Below are 16,287 nucleotides of genomic sequence, written 5' to 3' on the forward strand. Positions count from 1 at the left end.
TGGCCTCGGCGATTCTGCCCAGAACCGTGGAGTTCGAGAGAACGGTCATCACCGGCAATCGCTCGTAAGAGCGGTTATAGGGCATCTTCCTGAAGCCGAAGTTGGGGAGATAGAGGTGGTCCGAGTGAGAGTGCGTAACCAGCAACGTTTCGACATTGAAGAGACTCGCGTTGCTCTTCTGAGTGCCGGCCATTATGTTGGGCCCGAAATCGATAAGTAGATCGTTGTTCAACAGCGCCGCCGAGGTCAGTCTGAAAGACTCGCGCGGTCCCCGCCTCACGGCAGAGCAGTTGTCTCCTTCGCAGAAGGGATTGGGGAAACCTTCGTAGGCCGCCGTTCCAAGAAAAAGTATCTGCATACATTCCTCCGACTGAATACGTGATTCATTGATCTATATTCGAAGATTAAAACGTCTCGAACCTCTGGCCGGCCATGAGCTCCTCAACGGTGGCCGGAACCCTGTTCATTATAGTCTCGATGGCTTTATCGCCTGTGCAGTGGCCGATGTGGTAACTTTCGACGTTGAACCTCTTCAGGTAATCGACGTCCCCGTCGAGTTCCGCCAGGCTCTTGTGGGCTAGATGAAGTCCGCCCACGACGTTTTTCACATGGCAGTACCTGCCGGCCCGGTTCAATATGTTACCTATACCCCTGTGCGAACAGCCGGTTATAACCGTTCCCCTGTTGTTGATGACTATAAGAAGCGTCAGTTCGTCTTCGAAGAGGTCTCGCTTTCTCTGGCCGTTGACAAGGATGTTGAACTTTTCCTGAGGTCTTTCACCGGTTTCGAAGGGCACGGCCGTCAGCAAAAACACCCCATCGTAAAGCTCGAAGTCTTCGGTCACAAAGTTGAAAGAAGCGCCGAGACTTTCACAGAACTCTCTGCCATAAATCGGACTGCCGAAGGTTGTGTCGCTGTATTTATGGAGGTAAGCGCCGTTACCGGCGTAAACGTGTTTGCTTCCGGTGAGCCTCAGCACGTTGGCAAGACCGCCCAGGTGATCGTCATGACCGTGGCTTATAATTATGGCGTCTATCTTCGAGAGATCGATACCCATCTTTATAGCGTTGTGAACGGCAACATCCGTCGATCCAGTATCGAAGAGGAAAATCTTATCGCGGTCTTCCACCAGCAACGAAATGCCGTGTTCCGATCTGAAGCCTTCCAGGGCCTTATCGTTACAGAGAACCGTGATCCTCATCCTTACACCTCCGCGATTTTCATAACCGCAACCGGCCTCTCCCGTTCCAATTTACCGATTATCGGAGCTACATTCATAGACCGGCCGCCCGTCGAGATACCTGTCTTAGATAGACTCTATAGCCATATTAGCATATTCGTTTGACATTCCGTAGATAGTTATCATGCTCCTGGCCAGTCTCGTGGCTCGCTCTATATCGTCCGAGGCGCCCGTCAGGAAGAAGAAATTGAATCAGCACACCGAGCGAATAATACAAAAGATATCTGAACCTCTTATCCATCTCTCACCTCACGTTTCATTAAAAGACCGTTGAGCATGAACTCCATAAAGCGAAGGTTTTTCTCGCCTTCTCCGGGGAAGCGCCTCAACATCACCAGTATGCTAACCAGCAAGCAGGTGGCTGCGCGCTCCTCGCACCCTTCTGGAATGGGCTCCAGCTCACTGAGAATTTCCATCAACCTCTCTTCTAGAAGGATCTCGAGATTTATTCCCGGCAGAGTCTCTCTCTCGGTCACATACTCCTCGAAGAGATCTATCTTCTTCTCCATTATTCCGTAAAGCCCCTGAAGAAATTTCAACAGCTTTTCTCTGGCCGATTGCGAAGAATCTACCGATCTTTCCAGCTGGTCTATCTCGTTCATGAGCGAGGACTTCATAGACTCGACAAAGAGTTCATCCTTGGACCGGTAGTATCTGTAAATGTTTCCGACCGCCGTGCCGGCCCTCGCCGCTATAGACTTCATGTCGCAGTTGCGGTAACCGTTCTCCTGAAAGAGCTCGCAGGCGGCCTCGAGTATCTTTTCTTCAACGTTTCTTATGATTTTAGGCAACTCGTTTCCACCTCCTTTTAATGAACCATTGTTCGCTTAAATGAATTATAGTTCATTAAGCTTTGGAAGTCAACCATTCAGGATGAACCTGTCCACTCAGTCGTTTTCTTTCGAGCCCAACAGTTTTTTCACCGAAAGGATGGCGAGGAATTGAACGAACAGCAGGACCACTATGACCGGACCGGGGGGCATGTTCAGAACGTATGAGAAAAACATTCCGAGCACGCTGGCCGTCACTCCGAGTACGACCGAGATCGAGATCATCGACCTGAGAGATCTGGCGAGAAGCCTGGCCGAAACCGCAGGAATTATGAGGAAGGCCGTGACCAGGATTATCCCGGCGATTTTCACAGAGCTCACAACGCTCAAGCTAATACCTATGAGCGTTCCGTAATGAACGAAGGCCACGGGGACGCCGTAATGTCTGGCCATCTTTTCATCGTAGGCGTAATAAAGTATCTCCCTGAAGAAGAGCGAGAAGAAGATAATCGCGCCCAGGTTAGCGCCGGCGAGCAGCCAGACATCGGCCGCAGTTACGAGCAGTATGTTGCCGAAGAAGAGGCCCATTACGTCTGGAGTGTAGCCCCTCACGAAAGAGAGGGCGATGACTCCCAGCGACATCGAAAGGGGAAGGAGCATCCCTATGACGCTGCTTTCTGATAGCCTGTTCCTCCTGGTGAAGTAGCTCACCGCGACCGCGAAGACCACGGCCGTGAGGGCGGCCATCACGATGTAATTGGCGCCGAGCAGCAGGCCGAAGGCTATCCCTCCGAAAGTCGCGTGTGCCGCTCCGTCGCCTATGAATTCTATCTTTCGCAACACCACAACGCTGGAGAAAACACCCGTCAGGGTGCTCACCAGGATCGCGGCGATCATCGCGTTTCTTAGAAATTCGTAACTTACAACATCTCCGATGAACTGAGTTATCATACGCTGTGTTCCCTTTCAAAGTGGTCTCTCGAGCGTATGAAAAGATCGAGATCGGTGGAAAAGGCCGATTTTAGCTGCTCGGGAGAGATCATGTCGGCCGAGGTGTGGCAGTGGAGCGTCTTGTTGATACACATGATCGTGTCACAGGCCTCGAAGACCATCCCTATGTCGTGGCTGACCATGAGAATGCCCATGTTTTTCTCGTTTTTCAGCTTTTCCAGAAGGCGGTAGAAGGAAGACTTTCCCATCTCGTCAACACCGGCCTCCGGCTCGTCCAGTATGAGGAGCTCGGGGTTGGAGGCCAGCGCCCTGGCCAGCATCAATCTCTGGTACTCTCCTCCCGAAAGCGTTCCGGCCCTCCTCCTTCCAAGTCCCTCTATTCCCGTCGTCTTGAGGAGAGTATCGACCGTGTTCCACTCGCTCTTTGAGAAACGTTTAAAGGGGCCGTTTTCTTTATAGAGGCCCATGGCCACTACCTCCCTGACGCTTATAGGGAAGTCCCTGCTTCTCTCGGGGTTCTGGGGTAGGTATCCCACACGGCCAGTGACCTTTATACTACCGCTGTAATCACTCAGGTCGCCGACTATAGCCTTTATTAAAGTGGTCTTCCCCGCGCCGTTCGGGCCTATTATCCCGGCGAACTCGCCCCTGGAAAGGCTGAAAGAGACGCCCCTCAGTATCCAGGCCGAGCCGATTTTGTAGGTCAGATCCTCAACTTGAAGTACCCTATCTCTCTCCAAAGACTTTTTTCATCTCCTCTAAATTCCAGCGAAAATGGTCTATTATGTCGGCTCTCGAAATTCCCAGCGGGTCGAGCGAACCACTCCCGACCGAGGCCTCTCCGGCCAGTACTTCCACGGGCCTCTTCGACTGCTGGTACTCCGAGAAGATGCCTATCACTTTCTCGGATCTGGCGAAATCGACGAGCCTCTTCAATTCCTGTATCGACGGTTCGTCGCCCACTCCTTCGAGAACCGGTTCGAGCACTATCCCGAAACGGTCGAAAAAGTAAGAGAAACTGGGATGGGCCACTATGACCACGCCACCCCTGAACCGCTCCAGATACATTCCGGCCTCTCCGTAGAAATACATCAACCGTCCGGAGATTTTTTCGGCGTTTTCACCGTAGTAGGAGCCGCTCTCAGGATCTATTTCGGTCAGAGCCTCGACGATTGCGGGGATTATGTGGTCGACCAGCAAGAGCGGATCGAGCCAGACGTGCGGGTTGATCGAATGGCTGTGCTCGAGCGTATCGGTTTCGCCGTGGCCGTCCTCCTCCTCGCTCAGAAGCGACGGAGGGACAGACTCTCCGGCCAGAAGGACCCTCTTGCCCTTTCTGGAAAGCTCTTCGAGCGTGCTTTCGAGAAAGGCCTCCAGCTCCAGTCCGTTCGCCACCACCAGATCGGCCTCGTTGAGCCTCTTCACATCCGATATCTTCGGAGAAAAGACGTGGGGGTTCTGCCCCGGTCCGATCAGGAGACTCACCTCGGCCCTGTCCCCGACTATGTCCCGCACTATCATGTAATAAGGATTTATGGTCGCCATGACTTTCAAAGCGATAGCAGAAGTCGCGACGAGAAGAATCAACACGAAGAACGCTATAAATCTTCTCACAGTTTTCCTCCTTCCAGTTCTTTTATCATCTTTCTCTTGCAATCACCGCAGATGCCTATGAAATAGAAAACATGATCGGTGATCGTAAAATCGTGATCGTCCCTGATCGACTCCTCCAGCTCCGTGGCGAAACATCCGCGAAAGGACTCGGTCCTGTGGCACCTCTTGCAGTGTATGAAGTGGACCGGTTCCTTCCCGGCCCCGAAATAATACCGTGTGTCGCATTCGAAGGAGACCGATCTGATCAATCCCCTCTCCTCGAGGAAGGAGAGACTCCTGTAAACACTCGAAAGATCGGGTCTGGCCTGTAACTTGCCGTGTATGTTATCGGCGCTCAGCGGGGCGCTCGAGCTGTCTATTATATCCAGGACGCTCTTCCTGAGAGTAGTCAGCCTTTTCAAAACCAACACCATCCTTGCCATTTGTTAGCGCAAATCATTTGCAATATATTCTCACACGGCCGCTCTGTGTTGTCAAGCCGGTTTTTGCGAAAAAAAGGCCCGGGCGGTTTTTCCGGCCGGACCTGTAAGATTTCGGATTTTTCTACTTCGCTTCTTCGAGCGTGGTTACGTGAGTCAAGGAGTTATAGGTTAATTTGTAAGAAGTCTCCGCGGCAGGTTTTAGATAGCTGACCTGACCCATACCGGCCCGGGTTCCATCGAATATGTACTGCTCTTCCGCTCCCCATCTCATTCCCCACTGGTCGTTGTAGAACTTCTTGGAGAGACATACCAGTACCATGTAGCCAGAACCTTCGCCGGTGTAGGCCGGAAGCTTCAAGACGGTCGAGTACGTGTTCTCGCCGTCCTTCGCGAGGACGACGGCCCTGGGCCCTTCTATGTTCCAGCCGTTGAAATCTCCGTATACGACCGGCGAGGGGAGTTGCACAACCTGATCGGTCACGCATTCCGCAAAGGTCGTGACGTGGGTCGAGCCATCGTACTGGAATTCGTAGATCGTATCGGTCAGAGGCTTCAGGTAACTCGCCATTCCCATCCCGGCCGGCGTCCCGTCGAATTTGTACTGTTCGACGGCCCCGAAGAAGTAATACTGCGTGTTGAACCTGGTGGATAGAACCGTTACCATCATGTAACCGTCTCCGCTTCCTGTGTAGGCCGGCAGCTTGTAGAAGCCGTTGAATACACCGTCGGCGTTCGGATCGGTCAGCACCAGAGCGCTTTCATCGATCATGCTCCAGTTGGCGCCTCTGCCCATCGCTTCGTTGAAGTCTCCGTAGATCCTCGGAGTCGGGAATCTCTGGAGGTAATCGTCGTAGATGGTTTTGGTGTTGGCGTCGAACAGTATCTGGAGCTTGCAGTTCTCCTGGATATAGATCGAACCCAGGCCGACCACCGTGCCGTCCTTCAACTTCTTCACCGGCGCCGGCTGAAAGGCGTAGTTGTCCACTCCCCAGCAGCCGTCGGCGTTCCACGTCCCGTCGGTTACTTTGTAGTAATGTCCGTCGTACATCGGATCCCTGTTGTCCTCGTTGAAATCGATCGTTATCGCGTACCAGTTCTCCTTGCCCGGTACCGGCTCGAGTTTAAGACCGCCGTCGCGCGGCACCTGGTAACCGTTGGCGCTCGTGCCGAGGTAATAGCTCTGCGACAGCAAGGTCGATGAACCCAGCAGCATACACAAGACCACAGCCAGTCCAAAGATTCTCAGTAACTTTCTTCCCATTTTCCCTGCCTCCCTTTTGAGTTCCTTCGAGTTCTGTTGTCACCCTGTCGGATTGACCGGATGTCATTTATCGCCCAGTAAGACATATCTCCCGCTCTCGAGGGCGAGTCTCCCGCCTTCGAGAGAACCCTCCCCCAGTATCACCTGCGCGTCTCTCCAGGGGCCTTCGAGAACGCTCGCTCTCACATCGAAATTGGCCAGGAAGTAAAGCCGCTCCCCCTCGAACTCCCTGTAGAAGGCCAAGACCCTACGGCCGGCCTCTATAGGAATCAACGAACCTTTCTTCAGTATCTCGCTCCCGGCCCTGAAGCGTGAAAGCTCTCTTATCTTTCTCGCGCACCGGCTTTCCACGTCTTCCCATTTCATCGCCCTGCGGTTATCCGGATCGAAACCGCCCTCCATGCAGACTTCGTCTCCGTAATATATCAGCGGCATACCCTCGAAGGTCAGGTTGACGGCCATCGCCAGGATATGGAGTTCATCGCTCCCCAGGATCGTTCTACACCTGGTCGTGTCGTGGCTTCCCACCAGATTTACCAGATAGTTGTACAGGCAGGACCTGTAAAGCATCTTGTTGGCGCTCACCCTTTCCCAGAAGGAGCGCGCCTCTATCTTGTCCGCGACGAATTCGTGCAGCGCCCTCATGAACTTGTAGTTGGTGGCGGTATCCATCTCTCTCCCCTGGAGCCACCGGGAGGAGTGGTTCCATATCTCCCCTATCAGGAGAATGTCCAGCGATAGGGCCTTCAGCTCTCTCCTGAGATTTATCCAGAGAGCGTGCGATACCTCGTCGGCGACGTCGAGCCGCCAGCCGTCGAGTTTCAGGAGCTTCGTCCAGTGGAGCGCTATATCGGTTATGTAACGTATCACCTCGGGGTTGCAAGTGTTCAGCCGCGGCATCCCCGGAACGAGCCCGGCGAAAGTATCGTAATTCTTTCCCGTCGCGTCTATCGGGAAGCGCTCTATGCAGAACCAGTCCCTGTATCTCGACTCCGACTGCCTCTCGAGGACATCCAGAAAAAGAGGGTTCGAAGAGCTGCAATGGTTGAAGACGCCGTCGAGAACCACCCTCATACCCCTTTCATGTGCCCTCTCCACCAGTCGTACGAGGTCTTCGGTCTTTCCGAAGGCGCCGTCTATGCTGTAATAATCGATTATGTCGTACTTGTGGTAAGAGTTCGAGAGAAAGATCGGGTTTAGATAGATGATCTTAGCCCCCAGACCGGCTACGTAATCGAGTTTTAGGATAACCCCCTCGAGGTCTCCGCCGTAGTAGCTCTCTCTGCCCGGAGGCGTACCTACCGGGATCGTGCCGGGCGGGTTGTTGGAAGGGTCTCCGTCGTGGAACCTATCGACGAATATCTGGTATATAATCTCCCCCTCGGCCCAGGAAGGCGGTCTGAAGATATCGTCGTCGTTTATATAAGGGTAGAAGAAGCAGTTCTTCTCATCGACGGACTCGAGAAAGCCGTCGGATGTGTAAAAGACCCTCCTCCCCGAGGAAAAAAGCTCGAAGTAATATTTGAACCTCTTCTCCTTCACCCTTATTCTCGCCTCGTACAGATCCGAAGTCCCGTCGGATAGTATCTTCTCCATGGAGAGCTCTTCCGGCCGGGAAGTGTGGTCATAGAGGTTCTTGTAATGAACCACGACTCTCTCCAGATCGTTCTTCTTCGCCCTCAACCTCACGGCCAGGGTATCGCCGTCGACGGCGTAGGCGTAGTTATGTTCGGATATGTGGTAGATCGCGGCTCTCTCCATCTCTGTCTCCTTCTATGCCTTCACGCTTCCTTCGGTCAACCCGCCTATAAAGTACTTCTGAAGCGAGTAGAACAGCACGAGCATGGGTATGCTCCCGAGCACCGCGCCGGCGCAGTAAACGCTCCAGTTGATCCCGAACTGGCCGACTATCATGCTCTGCAACCCAACCGCCAGGGGCATGGCCTCGAGCTTTTGAGTCATCACCGTGCTGGCGATGACGTATTCGTTGTACGCGATTACGAAACTCTGTATGGCCACGATGGCTATCATCGGTTTGGCCAGAGGAAGCGTGATTCTGGTCAGAATCTTGAATTTACCGGCCCCGTCGATCATCGCCGCTTCGTCGAGCGAGTAAGGGATCGTGTCGAAGTACCCTTTGGCCAGGATCACGAGACCGGCCGAAGCGAAGGCCGAATCGGCCAGAATCAGTCCTTCCAGTTTGTTCAGAAGGCCAAGCGCCACGAAGATCTTGAAGATCGAGACCATCGACAGCGTCAGCGGAAAGATTTGAACCAGCAGTATGAAGTTGAACAGCCCGGCTCTACCGTAGAATCTCAGCCTTGAGAAGGCGTAAACACAGATCGAGACGACCAAGACTGCCACAACCATCGTGACCGCGGCCAGAAGGAGCGAGTTCAATATCCAGCTCATAAAGCGCGTCTCGCTGAAGAGCCTCGTATAGTTGTCCAGTGTCAGCTCCGTGATCGCGAAGGCGCCGGTATCTATGACGTTCTTGCCGAAGGATATAATCACAACGTAGAAAAAGGGTATCACTGTAATAACGGCCAGCAAGGCCAGAAATAGATGGATAAATACCCTGCCGGTCTTCGCCTTTGTCCAGCCCACCGTCTCACCACCTCGCTCGGGGATTACTCGTAGATCTTTCTCTTTCCTATCCTCAGAGATACGAAGGCGAACAACCCGACGAAACAGAAGATTATCACCGAATAGGCAGCCGCCAGCGAGTATCTCTTGGTGTTGAAGGCCGTATTGAAAACATAAGTTATCAGTAGATCGGTCGATCCGGGAGAGCCGAGAACATCGCCAGGGGGACCTCCCTGGGTCAGTAGATAGACTCCGAACTGATTGAACTGCATTATGAACGACATGATCATCATGGGAAAAAGCGCTTTGAACACAAGCGGCACGGTGATCTTGAAAAATATGAAGGCGTTGCCCGCTCCGGCTATTTTAGCCACTTCGTAGTAGTCCCTCGGTATCGATTTCAGAACGCCCGACGAGACAACCATGAAGTAGGGAAAGGAAAACCAGCTCATGACGAATATGCAGCTCAACTTCGCGACGAAGGAACTCGTGAGCCACGGAACGGGCGGCATGCCCATTATACCGAGCAGACGGTTCACCAGTCCGTCGCTCTCCAGCATTCCGCGCCACATCAGTAGCGTTATAACGCTTGGCACTACCCAGGGGAGTATGAAAACGATCTTGTAGATCTTCGCGATCCTCACCTTGACTTTATCCAGGACCACCGCCAGCACCGTCCCGGCCAGGAAGGAAAGACCCACGACCGTGGCCGCGAAGGCGACGGTCCAGATTATCATCGATACCAGGCCGTTGATACCCGTCGAGAAGATCTCCGCGTAGTTCGACAGCCCGACGATCCCGTAATCTCTCAGATTGACGCCGCTGTAATTGGTCAGCGAGAGGTATATGTTGTGAAAGACAGGAAAGATGTAGAACATCGAAAGGAGGAAGAAGAGCGGCGCCAGCATCAGCCAGGCCACGATGCTCTCCTTCCTGCCGTAGCGCTCCGCTATCTCGCCCGGCGCGGCGGACCTCCTTCGCCAGACCAGCAAAAAAGCGAGGCCAGCCGCGGCGAGCGAGGCGAAAAAGACGAGATAGCCGGTAGGTATCTCGATCTTCTCCGGGACTTTGTTCATAACGGCCACATCGCCCCTGATCTTGTTGGCGAGCTCGGTCAGCTTCTCTTTCGCATCTACCGGGTTGCCCGACTTGTCTCCGTAGAAGATAGTCCTGAAGGCCGTCGAGGTGTAGTTGTACCAGATCGTGCCTTCGGGTATGTTCGGGAAGGGTTCGCAGTTGAAGCCTATCGCGCTCAAAGACGAAAGTATCGGGTCCTTGCTCACGTAATCGCTCTCGATGACCGAGATGTTGCAGGGGTTCCTCTCGCCGGTTCTCCTTTCGGCCCTGTTGCCGGCCTCGATCAGCTTCTGCTGGTTCTCGTCCCTGAGCACGAACTCCAGAAAGCTCTCCACTGCCTCCATGTTTCTGGTGAACCTGTTCACCACAAAGCCCTGAACCGTGGCCAGCGGCCTGGAAACCTCCCCGTTGCGTCCTTTAGGCAGAGGGGCGATTCCGTAGTCGACACACATGCTCTGGTAGATCGAGGCATTCCAGAGGCCGTAGAGTATCATGGCGGCCCTGCCGTTGGCGAATTCGGCCGATATATGGCTTTCGGTACCGTTTTCGTTGGCCAGCGTCAATCCCTTCTTCTGCAACTCCTTCATCCTGTTCACGTAATCTAGCATGCAATCGTTGTCCAGACCGACGTCGTAGGGGTTGTAATCGCCGTTGGGCGCCTTGCCGTAGTAGTAGCCCCCGTGGTCTTTTATTATGGGGTAGTTGAACCACATATCCTTGGGGTTGAGCAGTGTACCGTACTGGACTATCTTCCCGTCTTCGTTTCTAAGAGTGAGAGCCTCGGCGATCCTGAAAAAGTCGTCCCAGGTTTCTGGCAGCTCCGACTCGCTTATGAGATCCCTGTTGTATATGAGACCGGAAGTATCTAGTGAATAACCTATACCGTAGCATTTGTTGTTGTAGGTGAAGGCTTCGAAGGTCGCATCGAGATAACGCTTCCTGAGATCGTCGTCTATCTCTAAAGGCACGATCAATCCGGAAGCGACCATGTTGCCGATATCCGGGGCCTGCATCAGGATTATGTCCGGCCGATCGTCGAGCTCCGCGTTGTTGGCCAGATCCCTCGGTGCGTCGAATATGGAGCGTCGGCCCACTACTTCGACCTCGATCCCGGTGAGGGAGGTGAACTCCCCGGCGATCGCGGCCATGGCAAGATTTTCCGGTTCGATATGGCTGAACCAGATACGTATGGTCGAATCACCGCCGTCCGGAGCCGCGAAAAGCCTCGCGCCCAGCAGTAGGGCCACCTGAACAATGACTACGAACCTGAACCCTCTCACAGATCTATCCCCCCGTACGCGATCTTCAGAGCGTCTTGAACTCTTCGGTAACCCTCACCGCCTCATCCACTCCCTCTACCGGGAGGCAGATCGAGACGTTTCCCCTTCTCATCGCCTCCATGTTCGCCACTATCTCGTCGAATGAATCACAGTCGATGGCGAGACAGACACCGCGCGAATCCTCCACCAGTCGCCCTATGTTCTCTATCGGCCTCGGCTGGTTGGGATCGGTGGCTATCCAGAGGCTGGCCACCTTCTCGAGCGAACAGATCTCCTTCACCAGGTAAAGCGCCCTTGAATGACAGTGCATATGACCGGTGCCGAAGTGATCGATCACCCTCTGGGTGTGTGGCGCGCAGAACTTTCTGTACAGCCTGGGAGATATCATGCAGGCGATATCTTCCGACATATATATGCATTTATCGATAAGCCACATCCCGTACTTGCTGCCTCCAAGGTACCTCCTGGCCAGCGCGTAAACGTCTTCGGCGAATTTTATCGTCGCATCGGCGCAGTAATCGAGGAGTTCGTGCAACTCCTCGGGAGCTTCGTAGAAATCGGTGTAGATCGCCTCTCCCCTGAGGGCGGCCGCCAGATCTAGCGGTGAGAAGAAGCCCTTCATGAAGGGAATACCGGCGCCGGAGGAGAGTTTCAGTATCTCCTCGCAGATATTTAGAAAGTTGCCGTACCAGAAGGAAGTTCCGATTTCGGGCAGCCTCCGGAAATCCCTTATCTCTCCCAGAACCGGTTTGGACCAGCTCGTATCCTTTTGAAACTCTATATTTCCGTACACGAAGGCCGAATAATCTCCGATCCCCAGAACCGGTGAAACCGAAGGGATCATGTTGTCGTCGACGGCTCTGCGCTTCTCGAAAGATTCGCTCATAAGACCGCAAAGATCTCGCGCGTACAGATCTATATCGTTCCTGTAATTGTAGCGGGTGAGGTCGAGCCTGGAATAATGCTCAACGTCGCACTTCGGGAGCGCCCTTATCGTAACGTTACCCCCCCTGTGGCTCAGCGCGTCTTCATAAGTCTTTCCCATCATCGCTATCGTTTTGTCGATGTCGGGCTTATAACGATCCAGTTCCCTGAACACCGCATTCACTCCTTATCACTCATCGACCCTCAAAGGCAGATCGGCCGGCAACTCTATTGATTTGAAAAACCTCTGGACGTTGTAGTAGTACTCCCCGACATCGATCCCGTCCCAGATGTACCCTCCGTTCCTCAAGGTGGAGAGGAGTATAATATCCAGAAGCATCTGGTCGATAGACATCTCCATCAGCATGATGTTTCGCGTGGTTATACCTATCTCGTTTATGCTGGAATTCCCCTCGCCCATGACCATGAACTCCCTATCGAACACGCCTATTATCCTGCGCCTTGGAAAGTTCATGTTCGCGTTCTTCATCTTGTAGGTGAACTGGACGCCGAAATCGAAGGGCATCTTGCAGAAGGAGAAGATATATATCTTCACTCCCCTCCCGTCGGCCTCTCTCAGTTCGTTTTCGAAGAGCGCCGCCTCGGAATCCCAGAGAGAGAGATAGATCTCCCGTTTCGCCTCCTTTATGGCGTTCGCGATGAGGTTTAGCATCTCCGCATGGTTGGAGAGGTTCAGTATATAGTTGTCGGCATCCACCTCGCGCGTGATCTTTTCCAGAGAACTCTCGAGATCGTCGAGTTTTTCCGTGTAATCCTTTCTGAGAGAGGCTATGAGTTTTTTGTAGCTCACGGCCGAGTACAGCTTCGGGTTACCCTCGATCACGTTGACGCTGCCCTTCCTCTCCAGTCTCTGTAAGATATCGTAGACCATGGTCCGGGTTATCTTGGCCTTTTTAGCGACCTCGTAACCGGTCATGGGACTGCTCTTGTGGAGTGCGATATAACATTTGGCCTCGTTGAGCGAGAAACCCAGTTCTCTAAGTATCTTCAGCTCGTTCATAAGCCACCACCAATCGGAATCACTTAGTAGTAATAGTCATTACTACTATAATTGTAGCATCATGGACGTGAATTTCATCCGGCCATTACGGCCCTCTGGAGACGGCCTGGAAGAATGACGGAGGGATATTGCGAAATATCGTTATTAAGCGAGTCCGTATCTCGAGAAATCATGAAGTCAGATGATAGCAAAAGGAGCGTGGTGGGTTGTGCGTTGGCAAAACACGAGAGAAAGAGCGTCGAGAGTTCGCTCCGCTCACGAGAAGGCGAGAATTCTCACATATCTTCAATCTCTCTCTTTTTCTCTCTTCTCTCTCCTCCTCTGCTCTTTCGAAGTACGGGTCCATGCTCTGGGACGACGGACGCTGGACGGATCTTCCCGCCTCACAGACACGCATGCTTTTGGAAGGTTGTCTTTCTGAGTATCGTCGAGCCTATCGGCTTCAGGAATACTGTCTTTTCTTCACCGGAGCTTCTATCCAGAAACTTTCCTCTCATGAGGGGCGGATCTGTGAAGTTCCCCGAATGTTTATCGTTTGACACGGCTAGGCTTTCGAGCGTCTTTTCCGTTGCGCAAAGTTCGAGGAAGGAACGGTCTTCCGGCAGGAAGAGGCTGTCTTCAAAGCCCTTACCGTACAGACGCCCGGGCTTTTCTGCCGATTCGATCTCCATCGCGTAAAGGAGCGGTCCGTAAGAATAATAGACGTCGCCCTTCAGATCGAGTCGCTCTGTTATTCTGCCTGTGAACTCTATGAGTATCCTGTCGTCTTTCCAGTCTTTCGAAACCGCGATCGAATCAACACAATCCTCGACCTTCGAACCGTTGGCTTCCACTTTCATCTTTTCGACCCAGGAGGGTTTTTTAAGAAGGATCGTAAAACCGCTCCGCACGGCGGTGGTGACCCGGAGTTCGATATTCAAGTCGAAAGGGTAAGATGTAATCTGTTCAAGGGCGATATCGATTCCGTCGATCGACGTCTCGACTCTCGAAGGTCCATACAGCGCCACGAGAAGACCGTGCCGACTCTTCATGTACATCGAGCCTGTGAAATAGGGAAGTACCCTGCCGGCGTTAGGCGCACAGCAAACGGCCACATCCTGATGAACGGGAGAGTATTTATAGCGCAGATCGTTCTCGCTTCCCATTCCGCCGACATGACCGTTCATGGCGTACGAGTTGTCGCTCTTGCAGTAAGCTATCTGGCTTTTGCGGGGATTCACGGCCCCGTGCGCCGCGTTGTAGTAAAGCCATTCGGCCCTGTCGGCCCAGCGGAGATCGCCTGTCGTCTCGAGAAGCGTGAGATAACTGTGGAGCAGCTCCTGGATCGAGCAGAATTCGTAGCCCGTCTCCGTAGCATCGGCGCTTCTTCCCCCGATCCATTCATCGCCGATCGGAGCGCCCGAAGGGGTCGTGACGAAGTTCAATCTGTGCAGGTAAGCCTCTATTGCGCGGTTGTATCGCCCGTCCGGCATGCTGGCTATGATCAACGACCTCAAACCTTCGTAGGTGTGAACGCCGTGTCCTTTGAATCTGTAAGCGTAATCGAGGAGGTTGTCCTCCCTTATATCTTCCTCCGAAAGACGGGCCCGGTTGTAGAAATCGACCAGCCGGCCGGCAAAACGGAGGTACTTCTTATCCCCGGTCAACCCGAAGAGCCCGTGGCAGACGTCGGTGAAGGCCAGTCCGTGACTGGCACCGGCGTAGGCCTTCTCGAGGTCGAAGGGATTTCTCTCCGAATAGGCCTTCATCGTAAGATCGAAGGCCTTCATCACTCTCTCGAGCACTTCACTCTCTCCGGTGAGTTCGTAATAACCCAGGGCGGCGCGAAGAAAGGTCGCCTGTGCCCAGAGCTCGCCGTTCTCTCCTTTGAAGTCGAACCGGAGATCTCCGGCGTAGATGCCTATGTACCCGTCGTCGTCCTGCGCCATAAGGACCCTTCGCAGGTATTTCTTCGCCTTATCTATATATTCGTCGTTCCCGACCAGATAGGCGTGTCTTATCAGTCCGTCCAGCCAGTTGGATTGCGATTCGCTGTTCCACCAGAGGTACTGGACCTCCCACTCCTGATCCTGGGCCACGGTCCCGAGATCTTTCGATTTCACCGCGCCGGTCAACCTGTCGCGGCCGTAGATCTCGTCGTCCCTTATTATCCCCGGAACCAGATCGTCGAGTTCGCCGACCAGACCCTTCAGGTTTCGCGCGGCCTCTTCAAAGAGCCAGCCCCGGGGCGCTATACTACCGTAGAGGAGTCTCTTCAAGCTCATCGCTCACCTCTCGGGCAGCTCCGGTCTCACCACGGTGTACTTTTCGAAGAGTTTCACGGCGAACCAGCCGCAGAAAACGCCCAGAAAGATCCCAGCGACCACGTCGGAGAAGTAGTTGAAGTACACGTATATCTTCGAAAGCGAAACGAGCGAGGCGATCGCGAGAACCGGTATTCTCAACGACTTCACGCTCTTCCATGTCATCGCCACATAAGCGAAGGCGACCGTGACCTGCGAGGAAGGGAAGGAGTATGTCTCGGGCAGAGGGAACATAAGGCTGTAACCTTCCAGCAGGAGGAAGGGTCTGGTCCTGGCGAGAATCGGTTTCAAGATGACGAAGCTCAGTAGCAGCGAGATCGCCAGGCCGGCCGAAGTAAGATAGCCGGTTCTTCTGTACCTCTTATCGAAGAGCAGGAAGACGGTCAGGAGAATCCAGACCAGCGAGCCTCTCGCCAGGAAGAGAAAGAAAGACATCAACAAATCCATGAAAGCTCCTTCGATCGGCGAGATCAGCCAGTTCATTAGAGAGAGCTCCAGCCCGTTCAATCCCTGCCACATAGAAACCTCCCGGCAAACAGGTTAAAATCAGGCCAATTATACAACAGAAAAAGGCGGCCCGGTGGGCCGCCTTCGATAATTCAAGGGCTTTGTATTACTTCAGCTTAGCCTGCAGAGCGGCTATCTGGGCATCGCTCAGTCCGATTTTCGTCTTCAGATAGTTAAGCGCAACCTCTTTGATGTTGGAGTCATCGACCGGGTTACCGTCGTTCATCGCGACGAGTATATCGGCTATGATCCCCTCTACGGCTTCGTAGGCGAGTGTTCCGGGCGCGACTTTGTAGTAGTTCTCGTAAGACTTGACGTAATCGGCGTATA

General features: G+C 53.5%; 14 protein-coding genes and 3 pseudogenes. All 17 read right to left on the reverse strand.

Going from position 1 to position 16,287, the window contains the following annotated elements; all coding sequences use genetic code 11:
• A pseudogene (locus PKX57_RS08505) lies at positions 1-358 on the reverse strand (MBL fold metallo-hydrolase); the annotation flags it as partial.
• 46 nt (positions 359-404) lie between these two features.
• Positions 405-1,202 carry an MBL fold metallo-hydrolase gene (locus PKX57_RS08510; protein ID WP_214048654.1) on the reverse strand — a complete coding sequence of 266 codons (798 nt, stop codon included), beginning with the start codon at positions 1,200-1,202 and terminating at the stop codon, positions 405-407.
• Between the two features lie 108 nt (positions 1,203-1,310).
• Positions 1,311-1,415: pseudogene (locus PKX57_RS08515) on the reverse strand (hypothetical protein); the annotation flags it as partial.
• A 59-nt stretch (positions 1,416-1,474) separates the two neighbouring features.
• Positions 1,475-2,032 (reverse strand): TetR family transcriptional regulator, encoded by a 558-nt coding sequence (locus tag PKX57_RS08520; protein WP_214048508.1) that lies wholly within the window; start codon positions 2,030-2,032, stop codon positions 1,475-1,477.
• A gap of 96 nt (positions 2,033-2,128) precedes the next feature.
• Positions 2,129-2,962: an iron chelate uptake ABC transporter family permease subunit gene (locus tag PKX57_RS08525; RefSeq protein ID WP_214048653.1), complete on the reverse strand. Its 834-nt coding sequence runs from the start codon at positions 2,960-2,962 to the stop codon at positions 2,129-2,131.
• Entirely contained in the window at positions 2,959-3,702 is a 744-nt protein-coding gene (locus tag PKX57_RS08530; protein ID WP_213922355.1) for an ATP-binding cassette domain-containing protein, read from the reverse strand. The genes PKX57_RS08525 and PKX57_RS08530 overlap by 4 nt, the downstream gene beginning before the upstream one ends.
• Entirely contained in the window at positions 3,689-4,576 is an 888-nt protein-coding gene (locus PKX57_RS08535) for a metal ABC transporter substrate-binding protein (RefSeq protein ID WP_472416790.1), read from the reverse strand. Before PKX57_RS08535 ends, PKX57_RS08530 begins: the two co-directional genes overlap by 14 nt.
• Positions 4,573-4,998, reverse strand: a complete 426-nt coding sequence (locus PKX57_RS08540) for a Fur family transcriptional regulator (RefSeq protein WP_472416792.1) — start codon at positions 4,996-4,998, stop codon at positions 4,573-4,575. Before PKX57_RS08540 ends, PKX57_RS08535 begins: the two co-directional genes overlap by 4 nt.
• A 121-nt stretch (positions 4,999-5,119) precedes the next feature.
• The gene (locus tag PKX57_RS08545; RefSeq protein ID WP_472416794.1) at positions 5,120-6,259 is read right to left on the reverse strand and encodes an early set domain-containing protein; all 1,140 of its coding nucleotides are present in this window, start codon (positions 6,257-6,259) and stop codon (positions 5,120-5,122) included.
• Between the two features lie 63 nt (positions 6,260-6,322).
• Positions 6,323-8,020 (reverse strand): glycoside hydrolase family 13 protein, encoded by a 1,698-nt coding sequence (locus tag PKX57_RS08550; RefSeq protein WP_472416796.1) that lies wholly within the window; start codon positions 8,018-8,020, stop codon positions 6,323-6,325.
• A gap of 12 nt (positions 8,021-8,032) precedes the next feature.
• Entirely contained in the window at positions 8,033-8,866 is an 834-nt protein-coding gene (locus PKX57_RS08555) for a sugar ABC transporter permease (RefSeq protein WP_472416798.1), read from the reverse strand.
• 23 nt (positions 8,867-8,889) lie between these two features.
• A complete protein-coding gene (locus PKX57_RS08560) occupies positions 8,890-11,202 on the reverse strand; it encodes an extracellular solute-binding protein (RefSeq protein WP_472416800.1) in 2,313 nt (770 codons plus the stop codon).
• A 25-nt stretch (positions 11,203-11,227) separates the two neighbouring features.
• Positions 11,228-12,301, reverse strand: a complete 1,074-nt coding sequence (locus PKX57_RS08565; RefSeq protein WP_470745396.1) for a hypothetical protein — start codon at positions 12,299-12,301, stop codon at positions 11,228-11,230.
• A 15-nt stretch (positions 12,302-12,316) separates the two neighbouring features.
• Positions 12,317-13,147: a helix-turn-helix domain-containing protein gene (locus tag PKX57_RS08570; RefSeq protein WP_213921065.1), complete on the reverse strand. Its 831-nt coding sequence runs from the start codon at positions 13,145-13,147 to the stop codon at positions 12,317-12,319.
• 383 nt (positions 13,148-13,530) lie between these two features.
• Positions 13,531-15,411, reverse strand: coding sequence for a beta-L-arabinofuranosidase domain-containing protein (locus PKX57_RS08575; protein WP_472416803.1), 1,881 nt, complete (start codon positions 15,409-15,411; stop codon positions 13,531-13,533).
• A gap of 3 nt (positions 15,412-15,414) precedes the next feature.
• Complete coding sequence (locus tag PKX57_RS08580) at positions 15,415-15,969, reverse strand: phosphatase PAP2 family protein (protein ID WP_472416805.1); 555 nt, start codon at positions 15,967-15,969, stop codon at positions 15,415-15,417.
• Positions 15,970-16,063: 94 nt separating this feature from the next.
• Positions 16,064-16,287, reverse strand: a pseudogene (locus tag PKX57_RS08585) (tyrosine-protein phosphatase); the annotation flags it as partial.

The sequence above is a fragment of the Mesotoga sp. genome (assembly GCF_035363035.1).
Lineage (GTDB): Bacteria > Thermotogota > Thermotogae > Petrotogales > Kosmotogaceae > Mesotoga.